Origin of the sequence: Micromonospora sp. HNM0581 (assembly GCF_012726175.1) — a bacterium.
In the GTDB taxonomy this organism is placed as follows: Bacteria; Actinomycetota; Actinomycetes; order Mycobacteriales; family Micromonosporaceae; genus Micromonospora.
The window spans coordinates 308,458-326,461 of record NZ_JAASAD010000002.1 but is presented as its reverse complement, the minus strand read 5'-3'; the positions used below and the strand labels follow the sequence as shown (position 1 = coordinate 326,461).

The following is an 18,004-nucleotide window of genomic DNA, read 5'->3' as shown; positions in this document are numbered from 1 at the left end:
GAGGCGGACCTGCCGGTCGACTTCGACCTACACCGCGACATGCACTACACCGCGATCGCGCAGCCGACCGACCCGACCGAGTTCGTCACCGCCCTGCGCACCCGCCTGGATGCGTCCCTGGCAAGGTGGGCCGAGGCGATGCAGGCCGGGCCGCCGGCACCACAATCGGCATCCGCAAGGGCCAGGTGTGGATCAGTGTCGAAGCAGCCGGCCCAGCCGGTGCCGGCGAACCTGGACGCGCTCAAGGACGAGGTGATCCGCCGGTGGGGCGTGGTCAGCCTGCTCGACGTGCTCAAGGAGACCGACTGGCTCACCGGCCTGCACACCGAGTTCGCGTCGATCGCCACCCGTGACCACCTGCCAGCTGCCGAGCTACGCAAGCGGCTGCTGCTGGTGCTGTTCGCACTCGGCACGAACATCGGTGTGAAGCGGATCGTGCACTCCGGCGACCACGGCGTCACCGAGGCGCGGCTACGCCGCACCCGGCACCTGTTCGTCAACCGCGACGGCCTGCGCCGCGCGATCGCCGCGGTGGTCGGCGCGGTGGTCGGCGCGGTGGTCGGCGCGACGCTGCGCGAGCGGGACCCGCGCTGGTGGGGCGCCGGCACCGCCTGCGCCAGCGACTCGAAGAAGTTCGGATCGTCGGAGGTAGCGGCGATGATGGAGGGCCTGATACGGCACGCCGCCGACGTCCCCAAGGCGCACGCCACCGCGTTCCCGGTGGCCGGGGCCGAGGACCGTGCCCTCATCCTGATCTGCCTTGCCGCCGGACTGTCCATATTGGCCCGCACGCTAGCCCTTGCCGAAACACTCTGCATGCCTTGCGAATGTCCGCGCTACGCGGCAGTGTCTTGCGCAAGCAAGCGATCCGCGGCGTCAGCCGACGTCGCTTCACCGACGGAGAAGCCCACGGCCGACCCACACTGGACGGCAGCAGGCGATCAGCTGTCGGCGCAGACCTGTCCCGAAACGGTGCAGCTCGCCGGCCGGGAACGGCCAGCCTCGATGTGGAAACGCAGCTGCACGGATGTGCCCGGTGCCAGCTCCGGCCCGCTGCGGTAGGTGAGCACGCCGCCATCGCCGTTGAAGGTGCCCTGCGGCACGCCCTCCAACCAGGCTGTCACCACCCGGCCACCCGGATAGTCGATGCGGGCCACCCAGCTCAGGTTGTTGCGCGAGGTGTTGCGGATGTTCACCTCGGCGATGAAGCCACCATGGAACGTCTGCATGATCCGGTAGCGCGCATCGAGTGATGCCGGGGACGCCGCCGGACGCGATGACGTCGACGCCGACGGCACCGGCACCGGTGATGGCGGTGCCGGTGATGGCGGTGCCGCCACCGACGCCGTTCCGGTCGGCGGCGCATCGGGGGCGGGCGTCCCGTCGGGGGTAGGACTCGGTGAGTCGGACCGCCGCGGGGACAGCCCCGGCACCGCCAGGGACGGCGGCACCGGAAACTCCCACCCCGCCGACGAGGCCCGCTCCGGTATCGGTGCGGCGGCGACCGGTGGTGCTCCCGGCGGCACCGGTTCAAAATTCGGCCCGGGCCCCCGGTACGCGCCGATCGCGATGACGAACAGCACCAGCATGACGGCGACACCGATCGACACCACGATCCACGGTGAAGACGCCACCGCATTGGAGCCTGGAAATGGGGATTGACGAGAAGCGCGACGCATGCCGGACATTTCTCTCCTCAGCGGGCGACCCCGGCAAGGATAACGATCTACGGCCGAGGCGGAAAGTCCGACGGATAGCCGACTGTCCTTTCAGTCCGATCAGTTCACCCGGCACGCGAGGCCGTTGACGGTGCACTGTGCCGGGTGCTCACCGCCGCCGGACCTGGTGAGCCGCAGATCCACCGACTGCTGCGCACCGGCGTCCAACTGTCCGGTGCCGCTGAGCAGGTACCAACCGCTACCTCTGATGGTCACCGACACACCTGGGCCGCTGGAGGCACGGATGCCGGTGACCCCGCCGTTGAAGCGCAACTCCACCTGCCAGTCCGCCGACCGAGCGGTACCGTTACGCACCAGCAACCCGGCCTCGACGTAGTCCGCGCCGCTGTCCTGCACCTGGTAGCTGGCGGTCAGGGCCGCACCCTCCTCCGCCGGCGGCACCGGGGCGGGAGCGGTCGTGGCGTCGTCGCTCACCGGCGCGGTGGTGGCCGGCGGGTCATCGGCCGGTGCCGGTGACCCGGAAGGCGTCGATGAGCCGGTCGGAGTGACCGAAGCCGTCGGCGTGGCGGAGATCGAGACCCCCGGAGACACACTTGGCCGTGCCGTGGGCACGGGCTCCGCACTCCCACCGGTGACTGTGGGCAGGGTGATCGGATCGCCCGGTGTCCACGCCGCCGGACGCTCCGGCCCGCGGAACGACAGCAGCGCTGCCACCATCAACACCGTCAGTACCGCGACACCGACGAGCACCACCACCCAGGGCGCGGAGGCGATGACCCGGGACAGGTGACCACCACCGGCGGCGTCGTCACTCTGGTCACCGGAGGCAGGTACTCCTCCATCGGAATCACCGATCTGGTTCCCCGTGACATCGTCACGCGCTTGACCGGACGGCCGCTCTGACATTGAGGTCCCCACTCGTCGTCGCCGACGCGACAGCCTAGTCAGGCCACAGCCGGCTGCGAAACGGGGACGGGGCAAGAGAGGTCCGACCCGGCCGGCATGACGGACGCCTCTACGCCCTGTGGCCGGGCGGTGTCACCGTCGTACCGGTGTTCAGCCCGTTCGCACGACGGTGCAGATGGCCGGCCCCTGCTCGGTGCTGCGCAGCAGGTAGCGGTACCGTTCACCGGATACCTGCCGGCCCTGGCTGTCCAGGAACTCCCAGCGCACCGCCACCTCCACCAGCAGCGACGAAACCTGCTGTACCTGCTCGATGCCGGCGTGCGCCGCGACCAACTCAAGCTCGGTGTAGTCCGGCGCGGCGCCCACGAAGGACAACGCGACGGCGGCCGCGGAACTGAACGAGAAACTGTAGGTGTCAGCCACCACCAGCCCAGGCAGGGCGTAACAACCGGTGATCGTCGGCAGGTCCCCGACGATCAACGCCACACCGTACCGGTCGAAGAAGTCGGTGAGCAGGTCGAGATCGGTGGAAGCGGTCACGCCGCAAGCAATTGCCGGGGCGCATCAGCCCGAAACCTCAACGCGGCGGGATCCGCACCTCGATTTCACTACCCAGCCGGACACCGCCGTGCAGACCCAGGTCGTCGCCGCTCCAGAACCGGCCCGGGTCGTACCAGTTCGGTCGACGCCCGGCCGGCAACAGACCCATCGCCTCGTAGGTGACCGCGACCACCTCCGCGCAGTACGCGGTCTCCAGGGCCAGCTCCCGCGCGGCCGGAGCAGGTCGGTGGACCACCGACCGCGGTGACCGCGGCGACGGCACCCGGCCACGCAACCAGCGCCAGACAAGCTGAGCCGTGGACGGGAACGGTGTGCCGTCCAGCCGGGCAATTGTCCGTAGCACCGACCGCTCCATCTCCGCGTCGGCTGGCGGTTCGAGCTGGCGCAGCCAACCACGTTGGCCGTACCGGTTGGCCCAGACGCAGGCAGCGTCCCGCAGGTCGTGCAGTTGCACCCCACGTTGGTGGGTGCCGGTCCACAGATCCGGCAGCGACCGGCCCAGCTCTGCATGCCACATCAGCGGCGGCATGTCGTCGAGCACCACGGCCATGCCGACATGGTTGACCGGGCTGTTGGTGGTCAGCTGGATGGCCCGGTCGGGCACGCTGCGGCCACGGAAGACCCACAGATCGCCGGTCCGGGTCAGCTCCACCGCCTCGTCCAGGCTGATACTCATAGGGGACTACCCTATGCGGATGCGGCGACGGGTGCGGTGGTGGAAGGTCCTCGGTTTGGCCGGTCTGGCCGGTGTCGCAGCCTCCGGCGTGGTGATCGCCCGGGCGGAACGGCGGCGACGCGCGTACACCCCGGAGGAGATCCGGACCCGGCTGCGTGTCCGGCACGCGGAGGCCAACTCGGTCTCCCCTGACGACTGACCTACCTCAGTCCACTTCGACGTGGTTGCGGTCCCACCGGCCGCCGACCGGTCGGGTGTCCAGCCGCAGCGCCGCCTCGGCGTTGCCGGCGAGGTCGTTGTCCTCGATCCGACACGAGACGCAGGCGCCCCGATCGCTGATCCACATGCCGTATCTCTGCGTCGGGTCGTCGTGGCTGTCCCAGATCCGGTTGCCACGCACCGTCGCGGACTCGAAACGGGCGTTCACCGTGATCCCGGCCCGTACCGGTGCCGCGGCCGGCAACTCGTAGCGTGTCCCGGGTGGCGGTACGTCCTCGTTCCACGCGATTGCGGCATCCGGCCGGAGATCGGCAAGCTCCAACTCCATCCCGGTGTTGCCGATCACGAGTGCCCGTCGGGACCCCGCTCGGAGCAGCTTCCCGCGGTGCCCGTCGGTCGTCCACACCGCCGCCCGGTCGGACACACCGCGCCGGTCGTACCGCACCGACTCGCCGGAGCCGCTGGCCGCCGGGGCGCACTGCCGTCCGTTGCTCCGGATCCGGTTGTTCGTCACCGTCGCGTCGACCATCGGCCGGTCCACCCGGATCCCGTCGAGACCGTTGTCCCAGAACTCGTTGTTGTCAATCACCACGTCCGATGCCGGACCCTCGTAGCCGTTGCCCAGATCGTGCTGGTGGTACCCGTACCAGCCGTTGCCGCTGATCCGGTTGCCCCGGATCGTGTACGACCCGGGGGTGTTGCCCACGCTGATGCCGTCACGGACGTTACGGTCGATCACGCAGTCGCTGAGGATGCCACCCCGCCCGGCGATACCGGCCGTGCCGTTGGCCGAAACGTCGAACCCGGCCTCCAGGTTCTCGGTGAGCGTGCAGGCAGAGACGATCAGCCCGTCGGCGCCCCAGTCGGAGATGCCGAACCGGTTGGCCTGACTGTGGCAGCCGACGATGCGGTACCCGCGTGGAGGCGTCCAGTGCGGCTTCTGCAACTCCAGGAAGATCCCGTTGGTGCCGTTGCCGAGGGTGGTGCAGTTGCTGATGGTGCAGCGCTCCACCGCACCCCAGCCGCCGATGCCGATGCCGATGCCCGCGCCGCCCATCTCCTCGCCGTTGTCCAGCCGACCGCAGCCAACCACCACGACGCCATCGATCAGGGTGTCCTGGAGGAAGTCGCAGCCGAGGCCGGTGGCACCGGTGTGATGGATGTAGAGGTTGCGGAAGACACCCCGCACGACGTACTGCAGTCCGAGCCCTTTGGCCAGATAGCTGTACTCGGCCATCGCCACACCTGAGCCGTCTATCTCGAAGTCGGCGAAGGTGCAGTCGGCAATGTGGCGCTCCCGGTCGGCGCCGTGCTGCACCGTGGTCCAGTAGGCGAGTGGAGTCGGGGCGGCACGGTTGCCCTCGTTACTCAACATGAACCGGGTCGCGCCTGGCCCCGCCCCGATCAGCGACACCCCGCTGCGCCAGATCGTGCCGGCGTCCCGGATCGAGTAGATCCCCGGCGGGCAGTAGATGACGCGCGCCCGGCCGTCTGCTGCGTATCCCTCACCGAGGCGGTCGACGAGTGCGGACAGCGCGGGTTGATCGTTCGTTACGCCGTCACCCCGGAGTCCGAAGTCCTGCGCGTCACACCACAGGGGCGCCCCGGCCACGGGTGACGGACGCTCGCGGGTGGCGATCACTCGACCCTGCTGCGGCACAGCCCCTCCCTCGGTCGTGGCTTTCGACGGCTGCGGCTTTCCCCGTCGCCGGTGCCGGAAACGCCTCGTCGTGTACGTCCCACCGGCTCACCCGGCACCAGATCGAGCAACCGGGCCGGCGGACAGCCGGACAGCCAGACGGGGTGGCGTGCGGCGCGGCGGGCGGGCGGGCGCATATGCAATGAATGTCCGGTATAAGGTATTGTGTGGTGACGTCGGTCACCGCGTTGGCGGAATCGCGGGACAGGTCCGACGGTTGTACAGGGCGTAACCGCGAGGACGACCGAGTAGCACATCTCCCTTTCCCGCGACGGCCACCCGCATCCCCCAGCGGGCCGGAGCCGACGCGCACCCCCGGACGAAAGGTGCAGATCATCATGGCTACCACCATCCTGCGTAGGACCGCCCTGACCATCGCCGCAGCCGCCGCCACCGCCGGTGGCATCGCCGGCCCCGCCGTCGCCGCCCAGGCCGCCCCCGCGACCGCACCGGTCGCCCAGGTGCAAGCCGAGCGCAAGCCCGGCGGCGAGCGTCAGCTCGACGTGCGGTACCAGGCCCAGGACACCTTCTACTACTGCGGACCCGCCGCGACCCGCAACGCCCTGTCGGTGCAGGGTAAGGACATCGACCAGCACGACATGGCCGAACGCATGGGCACCACCGAGGCCGGCACCGACTCCATCAACGACATCACCCCGGTGCTGAACAAGGAGACCGGCGAGGACGTGTACCGCTCCGTCGAGATCTCCGGCGCCAAGGCCGACACCGCTCAGGCCGACAAGCTGCGCGAAGATGTCGTGCACACAGTGGACGCCGGACGGGCCGTCGTCGCCAACATCGCCGGCACCGCCACCGACACCGACGGCACCGCCCACAGCTTCGAGGGTGGGCACTACGTGAGCGTCGTCGGCTACCGCGACGGCGGTGAGCAGGTGAAGATCGCCGACTCGGCCGACCCGAACCAGGCTTCCTACTGGCTGACCACCGAGGATCTGGCCAACTGGATCGCCACCCGCGGCTACGCCACCTCCTGACCGAATGATCCGTCGCGAAGGGCCGCCCCCACCCGGGGGCGGCCCTTCGTCGTACCCACGCGTCCCGCCGCGCCCGCTGTCTGGAGAGGTGCCGGTCGGCACGGACGAGGCGGCACCATCTCGACGATGCCGTCCGCCAGGTTGCGTGAATAGCAAGACGGACGTACGGTTTTGTTGACGGTGCGTACCGGCGGTAAGTGTGGCCTAACCACGGCAGCACCCCGACCAGTACGAAAGACTGCTCAGGACTACTCACGGTCGCTGGTGTGAAGGAGTACGACGTGGCGAGCCTCGACACCTTCGGTGCGAAGACCCAGCTACGCGTCGGAGACGCGAGCTACGAAATTTTCAAGATCAGCAAGGTGGAGGGCCAGGAACGGCTCCCCTACAGCCTGAAGATCCTGCTGGAGAACCTGCTGCGGACCGAGGACGGCGCGAACATCACCGCCGAACACATCCGCCAGCTCGGTGCCTGGAACCCGACCGCGGACCCGAACGTCGAGATCCAGTTCACCCCGGCGCGGGTGCTCATGCAGGACTTCACCGGCGTACCATGCGTGGTCGATCTGGCCACCATGCGTGAGGCCGTCCGCGAGCTCGGGGGCGACCCGACGAAGGTGAACCCCCTCGCCCCCGCCGAGCTGGTCATCGACCACTCCGTCATCGCCGACCTGTTCGGCCGCGAAGACGCCTTCGAGCGCAACGTCGAGCTGGAGTACGCCCGCAACAAGGAGCGCTACCAGTTCCTACGCTGGGGCCAGAACGCCTTCAACGAGTTCAAGGTGGTCCCGCCAGGCACCGGCATTGTGCACCAGGTCAACATCGAGTACCTGGCCCGTACCGTCATGGAACGTGGCGGTCAGGCGTACCCGGACACGGTCGTCGGCACCGACTCGCACACCACGATGGTCAACGGCCTGGGCGTACTGGGCTGGGGTGTCGGCGGCATCGAAGCCGAGGCCGCCATGCTGGGCCAACCGGTCAGCATGCTGATCCCCCGGGTCGTCGGCTTCAAGCTCTCCGGCGAGATGCCCGCCGGCACCACCGCCACCGACCTGGTGCTCACCATCACCGAGATGCTGCGCAAGCACGGTGTGGTCGGCAAGTTCGTCGAGTTCTACGGCCCCGGTGTGAGCGCAGTGCCGCTGGCCAACCGAGCCACCATCGGCAACATGTCCCCAGAGTACGGCTCCACCGTCGCGATCTTCCCGATCGACGCCGAGACCGTCCGCTACCTGGAGCTGACCGGCCGCGACCCGCAGCAGGTCGCCCTGGTCGAGGCGTACGCGAAGGAGCAGGGCCTCTGGCACGACCCGAACCACGAGCCGGTCTACTCCGAGCAGCTGGAACTCGACCTGGGCACCATCGAGCCATCGCTGGCCGGGCCGAAGCGCCCCCAGGACCGGGTGCCGCTGGGCAACGCCAAAACCCTGTTCCGCTCCGCGCTCACCGACTACGTGGCCGCCGACGAGACCGGTGGCGACCCGGGGCGCAGGTCGGGTGTCCCGCAGCAGGAGCAACCGTACGGAGTGACCGGCCACGCCGACGAGGCGAGCGCCGAGTCGTTCCCGGCCAGCGACGCCCCGGCCAACGGGATCGACGACCCAGCCGACGCACCCCGCGACCTGGTGAATGCCGCCGTCGGCTCCGGTGGACGTGCCAGCAACCCGATCCGGGTCACCGACTCCGACGGCACCGAGTTCGAGCTGGACCACGGCGCCGTCGTCATCGCCGCGATCACCTCCTGCACCAACACCTCCAACCCGCAGGTGATGATCGGTGCGGCGCTGCTCGCCCGCAACGCCGTGGACAAGGGCCTGAACCGTAAGCCGTGGGTGAAGACCACTCTCGCCCCCGGCTCCAAGGTCGTCATGGACTACTACGAGCGCTCCGGTCTGACGCCGTACCTGGAGAAGCTCGGCTTCCACCTGGTCGGCTACGGCTGCACCACCTGCATCGGTAACTCCGGACCGCTGCCGGAAGAGATCTCCGCCGCCGTGAACGAAGCTGACCTCGCGGTCGTGTCGGTGCTCTCCGGCAACCGGAACTTCGAGGGCCGGATCAACCCGGACGTGAAGATGAACTACCTGGCGTCCCCGCCGCTCGTGGTGGCGTACGCCCTGGCCGGCACGATGGACATCGACCTGGCCAACGAACCGCTCGGGGAGGACAGCGCAGGCAACCCGGTCTTCCTGCGTGACATCTGGCCGAGTACCGCCGAGATCCAGGACGTCATCGCCTCCGCGATCGGTGCCAACGGCTTCAGCTCCGCCTACGCCGACGTCTTCGCCGGTGACGAGCGCTGGCAGTCCCTACCGACGCCGACCGGGGACACCTTCGCCTGGGACGGCGACTCGACCTACGTGCGTAAGCCGCCGTACTTCGAGGGCATGCGGCAGCAGCCGGAACCGGTGACCGACATCGCCGACGCCCGGGTGCTGGCCAAGCTCGGCGACTCGGTGACCACCGATCACATCTCACCGGCCGGTGCCATCAAGGCCGACTCACCCGCCGGGACGTACCTCGCCGAGCACGGCGTGCCCCGCCACGAGTTCAACTCCTACGGCTCCCGCCGGGGCAACCACGAGGTGATGATCCGCGGCACCTTCGCCAACATCCGGTTGCGTAACCAGCTCGTCCCCGGGGTAGAGGGTGGCTTCACCGTCAACCACCTGACCGGCGAGCAGAGTTCGATCTACGACGCCGCCATGGCGTACCAGGCGGCGGGTGTCCCGCTGGTCATCCTGGCCGGCAAGGAGTACGGCTCGGGCTCGTCGCGGGACTGGGCGGCGAAGGGAACCATGCTGCTCGGCGTGCAGGCCGTCATCGCCGAGTCGTACGAGCGGATCCACCGCTCGAACTTGATCGGCATGGGCGTGCTGCCGTTGCAGTTTCCCGCCGGGGAGAACGCCGAGTCGTTGGGGCTCACCGGCAGCGAGACGTTCTCCATCTCCGGGGTCACCGCCCTCAACGACGGCGACACTCCACGCACCGTGAAGGTCAGCACCGACGGAGGTGTGGAGTTCGACGCGGTGGTGCGGATCGACACCCCCGGTGAGGCCGACTACTACCGACACGGCGGCATCCTGCAGTACGTGCTGCGGCGCATGATCGCCGACTGACAGCGCTGACCTGTGGGCTCCCATCCCGGGCGGGGTGGGAGCCCACAGTCGTGCGCCGTCAGTCGGCGTGACGGGCGTTTCGGATCTTGATGGCGTGCTCCACGAGCATGATGAGCACCTCCTTGGCCGACTCCCGTTGCCGGGCGTCACAGAGCAGTACCGGCACCTCCGGGTCGAGGTTCAGTGCCGCCCGCACCTCGTCGAGCCGGTACCTGCGGGCCCCCTCGAAGCAGTTGACGGCGACGAGAAACGGTGTCCCCCGGCCCTCGAAGTAGTCGATGGCGGGAAAGCAGTCGGCCAATCGACGGGTGTCGGCCAGCACCACCGCGCCGATCGCGCCGAGTGCCAACTCGTCCCAGACGAACCAGAACCGGTCCTGGCCCGGAGTGCCGAACAGGTACAGCACCAGGTCGTCACTGATGGTGATCCGACCGAAGTCCATCGCGACGGTGGTCGTCCGCTTCGCCTCGACGCCTTCCAGGTCGTCGATGCCCACTCCCGATTCGGTGAGGACCTCCTCGGTCCGCAGGGGACGCGTCTCGCTCACCGCGCCGACGAGGGTGGTCTTGCCTGCCCCGAACCCGCCAGCGATGAGAATCTTGATCGCGGTGGGCAGCACGACTCCGCCCGCCTGCCGCTCAGAGTGCCCGTAGTCCATTGATTACCGCCTCGAAGATGCTGTGTTCGGGTGGTCCGAGGGTGATGTGTGGTTCGCGGATCTGCACCAGGTCGCGCGCGACCAGGTCACCGAGCAGGACCCGCACGGCGCCTACCGGCAGGTCCAGGTGCGCCGCGATCTCGGCGACGGACTGCACGCGCTGGCACAGACCGACGATCGTCAGGTGCTCCGGGCCCAGGCCTGCCTTCGGAGGGACGTCATCGCGGGTGGCGGTCACCAGGGAGATCAGGTCGAAGGTACCGGTGACCGGGCGGCCCCGGCCGCCGGTCACCGCGTACGGGCGAACGACCGGGCCAGCGTGGTCGTCCATCCACTGGTGGTCCGCGGATTCTCCCTGCGCCGCCATCCGGTTACTGCTCCCCGCCGGTCTGTTCGGCTGACCGTGACGGCGACACGACGTATCTGCCGACCCGCGTGACGAGCATGGCCATCTCGTACGCGATCAGACCGACGTCGGCGCCTGCGCTGGCCAGTACCGCCAGGCAGGCGTTGCGGCCAGCGGCGGTGACGAAGAGGAAGGACGACTGCATCTCGATGATCGTCTGCTGCACCTGCCCGCCACCGAATCGCTTGCCAGCACCACGGGCCAGACTCTGGATGCCGGCCGCCATCGCCGCCAGATGCTCGCCGTCGTCGCGGCCGAGCCCCTGCGAGGATGCCATCAGCAAACCGTCGGCGGACAGCGCGACCGCGTGCTCGGCCTGCTTGACCCGACCGATCAGATCATCCAGCAACCACGTCAGGTCGGCACTCGAAGCCGTCTTCTGCGCCACTTCGTCGTCCTCTTCTCCTCCGGCTCGTCGCCGGCTCACTTGGGCCTGACCGTCATCCCCCGGTTCACCGGGCCGCCGCACCCCGGTCAGGGCACCTGCTCGTCGGCGTCGTCGGGCCCGGGCCTGTCACCAGCACCGGGCAGCCGTGTGTCGTCGGAGTCTCCCCGCCGGGTGCCGGTCTGGTACGAACTCATCGTGTGTCGAACCTGTTCGGGTCGCGGATCAGGTCGTCGCCCTCGTCCACAGTCTCGGGATCGGCCTGCCATCGCGGTGCCGGGCTCACCTGGCGTATCCGGATCGGCAGGCTTGACCTGCATCGACGCCGGCTCCATCGCGGTCGGTGCTCCGGGCGGTAACCGTCGAGAGTGCCACCGGCGGGGCCAATCGGGCCACTACCTTGGCACGCAGATCCCTACTGCGGGAACCCATTACACCGTCCCTGGCCCTGAACTGGTTTATCGGTCAGTCGGGAGTACGTCACCCCGCACGCCGACACCGGCGCAACCTAACAACGTCACCGCAGCAACTCAAGCGCCGGTGATAGCGCCGGTGATCATGCCCTGGTCGGCCTAGGGCACCCCGGCTCGCCCGTCGCCATCCGGGTGATCTACGTCATGCCGGGCCCACCGGTTCGCTGCGCCGGGTCTTCCGGGGGACGCCGCCGACGCGAACGCGGGCCGCGGCCGGTACCGCTGTGCCAGGCTCAGGGACATGGACGACAAGACCATCCTGAACCGGATCTCGGATCTGGTCGACGAGGAGCACCGGCTACGCGCACAGGCGCAGGCCCACGAGGCGGGCACCGACGACGAGGCCCGTACCCGTCTGCGTGAGTTGGAGGAATCCCTCGACCAGTGCTGGGATCTGCTGCGCCGCCGCCGCGCCGCTCGGCAGGCGCACGGCGATCCCGAGGCTCAGGGTGCCCGCCCGGTGGCCGAGGTCGAACGGTATCTGCAGTGATCGCCGCTGCCCCGGATCTCCGGCGGTGCGCGCCGCCACGTTGAGGTCGTGCAACCGGGAGGGGCTCCGGGTGCGGTGACCGCCACCCGGAGCCCGCTGGTCAGGCCAGGCCGGCCTCGCGACACAGCATGTCGGTGAGCGCCGTCGGGTCCACCACGTCTGCCGGCAGGCCCCTGGCGGCGAACCAGGTGGCGACGATCCGTACGTCACGGGCGAGGAACTCCCGCCCCTGCGGGTTGACCACCACGTCGACCACCTGCGGCAGATCGATCAGCGCCAGCCGGTCGGCACAGACAAGCAGGTTGTACGGCGACAGGTCGCCGTGCGCGTACCCGGCCCGGGCCAGTACGACCAGGGCGTCGACCAACTGCCCCCACAGGCCACGTAGTTCCGTCGGGGACGGGCGCAGTTCAGCCAGCCGGGGTGCGGCTCTTCCCTCTTCCGCGTCGCCGAGGAACTCCAGCATGAGCTCGGTACCCCGCAGCTGCACCGGGTACGGCACGGTGACGGTGCCGTAGCGCTGACCGATCTCCCAGAGCCGGCTCAGGGCGGCGAACTCCGCCGCCGCCCACTGTCCGGCGATCATCTGCCGGCCGAACATGGTCCGACCGGTCATCGCCCGCATTTCACGGGAGCGGCGCACCCGGCGCCCTTCGAGGTAGCCCGCGTCGCGGTGGAACAGCCGATGCCGAGGATCCCGGTAACGTTTCGCCGCCAGCAGGCAGGACCGGTCGGTGCCGGGAAGGCCACGGCGCACCAGGTGGACGTCGGCTTCCTTGCCGGTCTTGAGCACACCGAGTTCGGTGTCCTTCGCCGCCAGCTCGGTGACCAGCCAGTGCGGGTGTGGTTGCGGACCGTGCAGCGCATCGTCCCAGGTGGACCACGTGTCGTCGGTCTCCGGGTCCGGCCCGTCGTCGGTGGGGGCGGGGCCGTTTGGTCGGCCCCGCTTCAGGAAGTGTGGTTCGTCGTCGTCGAAACGGCGTCGGCCGCGAGGCCGGCGCTCGGGGTTCGCAGAGTCGCTGTCGCGCATGATGCGGATTCCTCGGTCGAGTTGTGGACAGGTGGGAAGTGACCTGCGAAGACGGCCATGATCGGCCTCCTCTCCTCGACCGGGCGGACGCCCGGGTGCGCGATGCGCGGACCATGCTCGCCGAGAGTTCACGGCGGGGTCAACCGAATTGGCGCCAGCACGCCGAGCTGACGTGCCGGACCAGCCGGTTCGCTCTCGGTCAGGCACCCATGATCTCGGCGATGGCGGCGATGACGGTGTCGACCGTCGCCGTGGGCGCGAAGCGGGCGTCGGTCCAGGGACGCCCCCGGTGCAGCCAGATGCTGGGCAGGCCGACGGCGGTAGCTCCACCGATGTCCACCTCCGGGCCGTCCCCGACGACCCAGGCACCGCGCAGCGGCATCCCGGCCCGCTGCGCGGCGAGCGCGAAGATGCGGGGGTTGGGCTTGCTGACCCCGGCCTCCTCGGAGATCACCCAGTCAGCGATGTACCGGTCCAACCCGGTGCGGCGGATCTTGACGTCCTGCTGCCGGACCGCGCCGTTGCTCACCACGACCGGAGTCCAGCCGGCATCGTCGGCGATTCGCAGGGCGCACGCCACGAGCGGGTCCAGTCGGGTGAACTGCACGACCCCGTCGTGCAGTTCCTCCACCAGGTCGATGGAGGGGATCCGCAACCGGTAGCGGTCCCGGATGGCGTCCGCCACGTCCCAGCGATCCGTCAGACCGTCGGCGTCGATGGACAGCAACCACTCGATGTCGTGTGGTGGTGCGCCGATCTCGTCGAGGAACTGCTGCGCCCAGATGCGGAACGGCCCGGCCCGGTCGAGCAGGGTGTTGTCCAGATCCAGCAGGAGCAGCGGCACTCGGGCACCTTACGGGAACCGGGCACCTTGCCGACAGGGCGGAAGGTTACGTAGTGATGTCGGTCAGGAGCGGTGTCGCGCGGGTGTCCCGGCCGGAGGTTCCCAAGCCGTACGTACGGTTTGCGCTGGCCGAGGGGAGCTGACACGATCGACTCGTGCCAAGAGTAAGCCAGGATCAACTCGACGCCCGCCGACAGGAGATCCTCGCCGCCGCGCGAGCCTGCTTCGCCCGGCACGGCTACGAGGGCGCGACCGTACGTCGACTGGAGGAGGCCACCGGCCTGTCCCGCGGCGCCATCTTCCACCACTTCCGGGACAAGGACTCGCTCTTCCTCGCCGTCGCCGAGGACGACGCGGCCACGATGGTGGAGACCGTCGCCCGCAACGGGCTTGTCCAGGTGATGCGGGACCTGCTCGCCCGGGCCGTCTCCCCGGACACCACCGGATGGCTGGGCAGCCAGCTGGAAGTGTCACGACGACTGCGTACCGACCCCGACTTCGCCACCCGCTGGGCACAGCGGTCGGCCGCCATCGCCGAGGCGACCCGGGACCGGCTGGCCCGCCAACGCGAGGCCGGCGTGCTCCGCGAGGACATCCCCATCGACGTGCTGGCGCGGTTCCTCGAACTCGCCTACGACGGGCTGGTGCTGCACCTGGCCATGGGGCGACCCGCCGGAGACCTGGGGGCGGTGCTCGACCTGGTCGAGGAGGCCGTACGCCGCCGCTGACCCCGACAGCTGACGAGAAGATGACTCAACTGTTTGGGCGGCCTGGGGCTGGCATCGCCGCTGGACAATGAAGCCGCGTTCCCTCCCGTGACAGGAGCAGGCCATGACGGGTTTCGCTGCCGACTACGACACCTGGGGAGTTCCCGGTCCCACCTTCATCACGCTCTACCTGGCGGCTGTGGTGGTCGCCGTCGCCATCGTCCTGGTCCGCCGCCGGACGCTGCTGAACGGCCGGACCGCTGCACCGGCCGACCAACTCGGCGCACAGCAGGTGGCCTACCTCAACGGCGGCGACGACCTTGCCGTCTGCACCTCGCTGGGCACCCTGCGAAGCCAGGGCGCGCTCGGTGTCGACCCGGACCACCGGCTGACCGTCGACGGTCCACTGCCGGCTGACGCCACCCCACTCGACCGGGCCGTCCACTACTCCGCGGCGCAGCGCACCCTCGCCCGGGACGTGCGGCGCACCGAATGGGTCCAGCGCGCCCTCACCGAGCTGCGCGACGGGCTCGACCAACGCGGTCTCACGATCGGGCCGGACCGACGGGCGTCGTTGCGCCGCGCACCACTGCTGCTGGCCGCGCTGCTGGCCATCGGGATCGCCCGGATCGTCGGCGGGCTCGCCAACAACCGCCCGGTCTGGTATCTGGTGCTCACCGTCCTCACACTCGGCGTGCTGACCACGGTGCTGCTCCTGCGGGTACCCCGCCGTACCCGGGCAGCCGATGCCGCGCTCCGGACTCTCCGCCAGCGCAACCGGCACCTGGCACCCGCCTCGAAACCGGCGTACGCCACCTACGGCGCGGCGGGCGCGGCCATGGGGGTGGCCCTCTACGGACCCGCGTCACTCTGGGCACTTGATCCGACCTTCGCCCAGCAGGCCGAGATCCAACGCCAAGCAGCGGCCGGCGGCGCGAGTTCCACCGGCGGATGCGGTGGCGGCAGCACGTCAGGAGCCGGCGACACCAGCTGTGGCGGAGGAGGAGGCTGCGGCGGCGGATGCGGCGGATGAGCACCCCGCACGGTGTAGGGATCGGCTGGCGCCCGGAGATCTCCGGGTTCGTGGCCGGGCTGCCCGGCCTGCGCTTCGTCGAGGTGATCGCCGAGTCGGTGCCGACCGCCGGACCAGCCCCGCACGAGCTGGTCGAGTTGCGCGACCGAGGCGTCGCGGTCGTACCCCACGGCGTGCGCCTCTCCCTCGGCAGCGCAGAACCGGTCGACCCGGACCGCGTGGCTCACCTCGCAGCGGTTGCGCAGCTGCTCGCGGCTCCTCTGGTCAGCGAGCACATCGCCTTCGTCCGGGCCGGCGGTCTGGAGGCGGGTCACCTGTTGCCACTGCCGCGCACCCACGAGGCGATCGACGCGGTCTGCGCCAACATCTCCCGCGCCCAGGCCGACCTGCCGGTGCCGATAGCGCTGGAGCCGATCGCCGCCCTGTTCGACTGGCCGGACGACGACCTCGACGAGGCGGCGTTCCTCACCGAAATCCTGGAACGTACCTCGGCGTTGCTGCTACTCGACGTCGCGAACGTCTACGCCAACGCCCGTAACCGGGGCACCGACCCGCTGGCGCTACTGGACCGGCTGCCGCTGGAACGGGTGGCGTACCTGCACGTCGCGGGTGGCGCCGAGGGCGGCGGTTTCTACCACGACACGCACGCCGACCCGATTGGGCAGGAGGTGTTGGAGCTGCTCACCGAGGTGTGCGCTCGCCACCGTCCACCCGCGGTGCTGCTGGAACGCGACGGGCGCTACCCACCGGCGGCGGAGCTACGTGCCGAGTTGGACGCCGTCGCCACCGCCTGCGGTTTCCCGGAGGTGACGTGACGCCGGCCGGGGAACCGACCTCCCTCGCCGCACGGCAGGCCGCGCTTGTCGCGTCCCTGGTCGCCGGTGGACCGCCGCCGTCCGGCTTCGCGCCCGGCCCGTTGGCCGCCGCCCGCGCCGCGCTGCTGCGTAAGCGCGCCGGTGAGGTCGCCCGGCACTGGCCACTGCTCGCCACCGGGCTCGGCCCGGCCTGGCCGACCGTGTTCATCGAGTGGGCGGCCGGCCGGCCAGGTGCTGGCGGGTTACGCGACGGCTGGGATCTGGCCCGCGCGCTGCACGCCCGCGCCGCCCTGCCCGCGCTGGGTGCGGAGGAACTGGCCGTACGGGAGTCTGATCTCTACTACGACGGGCAGCGGGCACCGCGCCGTCGCCGCTTACCCGCCCTCGGACGGGCCGGTGACGCGCTCGCCCTCCAGGTAGCCGGTCGAATACACCTGCTCCGTCGCCGCCGGGCACCCTGCAAACACCCACGATGTCCCGCCGCACCGGGACCGGATGGCCGTCGCCGGGCAAAGTGATGCAGGATCTTCGGCATGGATCTCGGACTGACCGATCGGGTGTACGTGCTCACCGGCGCCTCCCGTGGGCTCGGCTACGCCACCGCACAGTGCCTGGTGGCCGACGGTGCCCGGGTGGTGCTCTGCGCCCGGCACGTCGACGCGGTCGAGGCCGCCGTGACCGGCCTCGGCGGGCCGGACCGGGCCATCGGCGTCACCGCCGACCTGGCGGACCCGGCGACGCCCGGACGGCTGCTGCACGCCGCGCAGGACCACTTCGGTCGCGTCGACGGTGCCCTGGTCTCCGTCGGTGGTCCGCCCGCCGGCAGTGCCGCGTCGGTCGACGACGAGCAGTGGCGACAGTCCTTCGAGACTGTCTTCCTCGGTACCGTCCGCACGGTACGGACGGTCGCCGCCGCGCTGCCCGAGGGCGGCGCCATCGCCCTGGTGCTCTCCACCTCGGCACGGGGTCCGGTGCCCGGGCTGGGCATCTCCAACGGCCTACGGCCGGGGCTGGCCGGCGTCGCCAAGGATGTCGCCGACGAGTACGGTCCGCGTGGCGTCCGAGTTGTCGGGCTGCTGCCGGGGCGGATCCTGACCGACCGCAACCGGGAGCTCTTCGCCGCCACCGGCGACCCCGCACAGGCGCGGGCCGAGGCGGAGGCCGCCATCCCACTACGCCGCATCGGTGAACCAGCCGAGTTCGGTCGGGTCGCTGCCTTCGTGCTCTCCCCTGCGGCCAGCTACCTGACCGGCGTCACCGTCGCCGTCGACGGCGGCGCGCTACGCGGGCTGTGACCACCGACCGG

20 protein-coding genes and 1 pseudogene are annotated in these 18,004 nt (G+C 70.0%); 11 read left to right on the top strand and 10 right to left on the bottom strand.

What is annotated here, in order from left to right:
• Nucleotides 1-39 precede the first annotated feature (39 nt).
• Nucleotides 40-651 (top strand): annotated as a pseudogene (locus tag HCA58_RS23325) (Tn3 family transposase); the annotation flags it as partial.
• A 290-nt stretch (nucleotides 652-941) separates the two neighbouring features.
• Here HCA58_RS23325 and HCA58_RS04395 read toward each other — a convergent pair.
• On the bottom strand, nucleotides 942-1,634 hold the full coding sequence (locus tag HCA58_RS04395) for a cellulose binding domain-containing protein (protein WP_346775861.1): 693 nt from the start codon (nucleotides 1,632-1,634) through the stop codon (nucleotides 942-944).
• A gap of 144 nt (nucleotides 1,635-1,778) precedes the next feature.
• Nucleotides 1,779-2,153, bottom strand: coding sequence for a hypothetical protein (locus HCA58_RS04390; protein ID WP_169596443.1), 375 nt, complete (start codon nucleotides 2,151-2,153; stop codon nucleotides 1,779-1,781).
• Between HCA58_RS04390 and HCA58_RS04385 the strand changes: the two genes are divergently transcribed.
• The gene (locus HCA58_RS04385) at nucleotides 2,137-2,469 is read left to right on the top strand and encodes a hypothetical protein (protein WP_169596442.1); all 333 of its coding nucleotides are present in this window, start codon (nucleotides 2,137-2,139) and stop codon (nucleotides 2,467-2,469) included. The genes HCA58_RS04390 and HCA58_RS04385 overlap by 17 nt on opposite strands.
• Before the next feature lie 266 nt (nucleotides 2,470-2,735).
• Here the strand turns inward: HCA58_RS04385 and HCA58_RS04380 are convergent, their stop codons facing one another.
• Complete coding sequence (locus tag HCA58_RS04380) at nucleotides 2,736-3,125, bottom strand: hypothetical protein (RefSeq protein WP_169596441.1); 390 nt, start codon at nucleotides 3,123-3,125, stop codon at nucleotides 2,736-2,738.
• Nucleotides 3,126-3,162: 37 nt separating this feature from the next.
• Entirely contained in the window at nucleotides 3,163-3,822 is a 660-nt protein-coding gene (locus tag HCA58_RS04375; RefSeq protein ID WP_169596440.1) for a hypothetical protein, read from the bottom strand.
• Between the two features lie 19 nt (nucleotides 3,823-3,841).
• Here HCA58_RS04375 and HCA58_RS04370 point away from each other — a divergent pair, with 19 nt between their 5' ends.
• A complete protein-coding gene (locus tag HCA58_RS04370; protein ID WP_240955472.1) occupies nucleotides 3,842-4,021 on the top strand; it encodes a hypothetical protein in 180 nt (59 codons plus the stop codon).
• 6 nt (nucleotides 4,022-4,027) lie between these two features.
• Here the strand turns inward: HCA58_RS04370 and HCA58_RS04365 are convergent, their stop codons facing one another.
• Nucleotides 4,028-5,701: a right-handed parallel beta-helix repeat-containing protein gene (locus HCA58_RS04365; RefSeq protein ID WP_169596438.1), complete on the bottom strand. Its 1,674-nt coding sequence runs from the start codon at nucleotides 5,699-5,701 to the stop codon at nucleotides 4,028-4,030.
• A 377-nt stretch (nucleotides 5,702-6,078) separates the two neighbouring features.
• Between HCA58_RS04365 and HCA58_RS04360 the strand changes: the two genes are divergently transcribed.
• On the top strand, nucleotides 6,079-6,735 hold the full coding sequence (locus tag HCA58_RS04360) for a C39 family peptidase (RefSeq protein ID WP_169596437.1): 657 nt from the start codon (nucleotides 6,079-6,081) through the stop codon (nucleotides 6,733-6,735).
• A gap of 266 nt (nucleotides 6,736-7,001) precedes the next feature.
• Nucleotides 7,002-9,857, top strand: a complete 2,856-nt coding sequence (locus HCA58_RS04355) for an aconitate hydratase (RefSeq protein WP_169596436.1) — start codon at nucleotides 7,002-7,004, stop codon at nucleotides 9,855-9,857.
• Nucleotides 9,858-9,915: 58 nt separating this feature from the next.
• On the opposite strand, the gene HCA58_RS04350 is transcribed toward HCA58_RS04355, so the two are convergent.
• From HCA58_RS04350 to HCA58_RS04340, 3 genes are read right to left on the bottom strand one after another with little or no spacing between them, the layout of a single operon-like run.
• Nucleotides 9,916-10,515 (bottom strand): ATP/GTP-binding protein, encoded by a 600-nt coding sequence (locus HCA58_RS04350; RefSeq protein WP_169596435.1) that lies wholly within the window; start codon nucleotides 10,513-10,515, stop codon nucleotides 9,916-9,918.
• On the bottom strand, nucleotides 10,496-10,882 hold the full coding sequence (locus HCA58_RS04345; protein ID WP_169596434.1) for a DUF742 domain-containing protein: 387 nt from the start codon (nucleotides 10,880-10,882) through the stop codon (nucleotides 10,496-10,498). The genes HCA58_RS04350 and HCA58_RS04345 overlap by 20 nt, the downstream gene beginning before the upstream one ends.
• A gap of 4 nt (nucleotides 10,883-10,886) precedes the next feature.
• Nucleotides 10,887-11,309 carry a roadblock/LC7 domain-containing protein gene (locus tag HCA58_RS04340; RefSeq protein WP_169596433.1) on the bottom strand — a complete coding sequence of 141 codons (423 nt, stop codon included), beginning with the start codon at nucleotides 11,307-11,309 and terminating at the stop codon, nucleotides 10,887-10,889.
• Between the two features lie 711 nt (nucleotides 11,310-12,020).
• Here HCA58_RS04340 and HCA58_RS04335 point away from each other — a divergent pair.
• A complete protein-coding gene (locus tag HCA58_RS04335) occupies nucleotides 12,021-12,269 on the top strand; it encodes a DUF2630 family protein (RefSeq protein ID WP_169596432.1) in 249 nt (82 codons plus the stop codon).
• 100 nt (nucleotides 12,270-12,369) lie between these two features.
• Here the strand turns inward: HCA58_RS04335 and HCA58_RS04330 are convergent, their stop codons facing one another.
• Entirely contained in the window at nucleotides 12,370-13,299 is a 930-nt protein-coding gene (locus HCA58_RS04330) for an RIO1 family regulatory kinase/ATPase (protein ID WP_169596431.1), read from the bottom strand.
• 199 nt (nucleotides 13,300-13,498) lie between these two features.
• Entirely contained in the window at nucleotides 13,499-14,143 is a 645-nt protein-coding gene (locus HCA58_RS04325) for an HAD family hydrolase (protein WP_169596430.1), read from the bottom strand.
• Between the two features lie 155 nt (nucleotides 14,144-14,298).
• Here HCA58_RS04325 and HCA58_RS04320 point away from each other — a divergent pair, with 155 nt between their 5' ends.
• The 5 genes from HCA58_RS04320 to HCA58_RS04300 all read left to right on the top strand — a co-directional run bounded on the left by HCA58_RS04320 (nucleotide 14,299) and on the right by HCA58_RS04300 (nucleotide 17,993).
• Nucleotides 14,299-14,871, top strand: coding sequence for a TetR/AcrR family transcriptional regulator (locus HCA58_RS04320; RefSeq protein WP_169596429.1), 573 nt, complete (start codon nucleotides 14,299-14,301; stop codon nucleotides 14,869-14,871).
• A gap of 103 nt (nucleotides 14,872-14,974) precedes the next feature.
• Complete coding sequence (locus HCA58_RS04315) at nucleotides 14,975-15,883, top strand: TIGR04222 domain-containing membrane protein (RefSeq protein ID WP_169596428.1); 909 nt, start codon at nucleotides 14,975-14,977, stop codon at nucleotides 15,881-15,883.
• Nucleotides 15,880-16,698: a DUF692 domain-containing protein gene (locus HCA58_RS04310; RefSeq protein WP_169596427.1), complete on the top strand. Its 819-nt coding sequence runs from the start codon at nucleotides 15,880-15,882 to the stop codon at nucleotides 16,696-16,698. Before HCA58_RS04315 ends, HCA58_RS04310 begins: the two co-directional genes overlap by 4 nt.
• Nucleotides 16,695-17,216 carry a hypothetical protein gene (locus tag HCA58_RS04305; RefSeq protein ID WP_169596426.1) on the top strand — a complete coding sequence of 174 codons (522 nt, stop codon included), beginning with the start codon at nucleotides 16,695-16,697 and terminating at the stop codon, nucleotides 17,214-17,216. The genes HCA58_RS04310 and HCA58_RS04305 overlap by 4 nt, the downstream gene beginning before the upstream one ends.
• Nucleotides 17,217-17,231: 15 nt before the next feature.
• Nucleotides 17,232-17,993 (top strand): SDR family oxidoreductase, encoded by a 762-nt coding sequence (locus HCA58_RS04300; protein WP_169596425.1) that lies wholly within the window; start codon nucleotides 17,232-17,234, stop codon nucleotides 17,991-17,993.
• Nucleotides 17,994-18,004: the final 11 nt, after the last annotated feature.

Coding starts and splice junctions, on each gene's coding strand:
- HCA58_RS04370 (WP_240955472.1), top strand. CDS start 3,842: ATGCGGCGACGGGTGCGGTGGTGGAAGGTCCTCGGTTTGGCCGGTCTG.
- HCA58_RS04315 (WP_169596428.1), top strand. CDS start 14,975: ATGACGGGTTTCGCTGCCGACTACGACACCTGGGGAGTTCCCGGTCCC.
- HCA58_RS04350 (WP_169596435.1), bottom strand. CDS start 10,515: ATGGACTACGGGCACTCTGAGCGGCAGGCGGGCGGAGTCGTGCTGCCC.
- HCA58_RS04330 (WP_169596431.1), bottom strand. CDS start 13,299: ATGCGCGACAGCGACTCTGCGAACCCCGAGCGCCGGCCTCGCGGCCGA.
- HCA58_RS04300 (WP_169596425.1), top strand. CDS start 17,232: ATGGATCTCGGACTGACCGATCGGGTGTACGTGCTCACCGGCGCCTCC.
- HCA58_RS04360 (WP_169596437.1), top strand. CDS start 6,079: ATGGCTACCACCATCCTGCGTAGGACCGCCCTGACCATCGCCGCAGCC.
- HCA58_RS04345 (WP_169596434.1), bottom strand. CDS start 10,882: ATGGCGGCGCAGGGAGAATCCGCGGACCACCAGTGGATGGACGACCAC.
- HCA58_RS04375 (WP_169596440.1), bottom strand. CDS start 3,822: ATGAGTATCAGCCTGGACGAGGCGGTGGAGCTGACCCGGACCGGCGAT.
- HCA58_RS04310 (WP_169596427.1), top strand. CDS start 15,880: ATGAGCACCCCGCACGGTGTAGGGATCGGCTGGCGCCCGGAGATCTCC.
- HCA58_RS04335 (WP_169596432.1), top strand. CDS start 12,021: ATGGACGACAAGACCATCCTGAACCGGATCTCGGATCTGGTCGACGAG.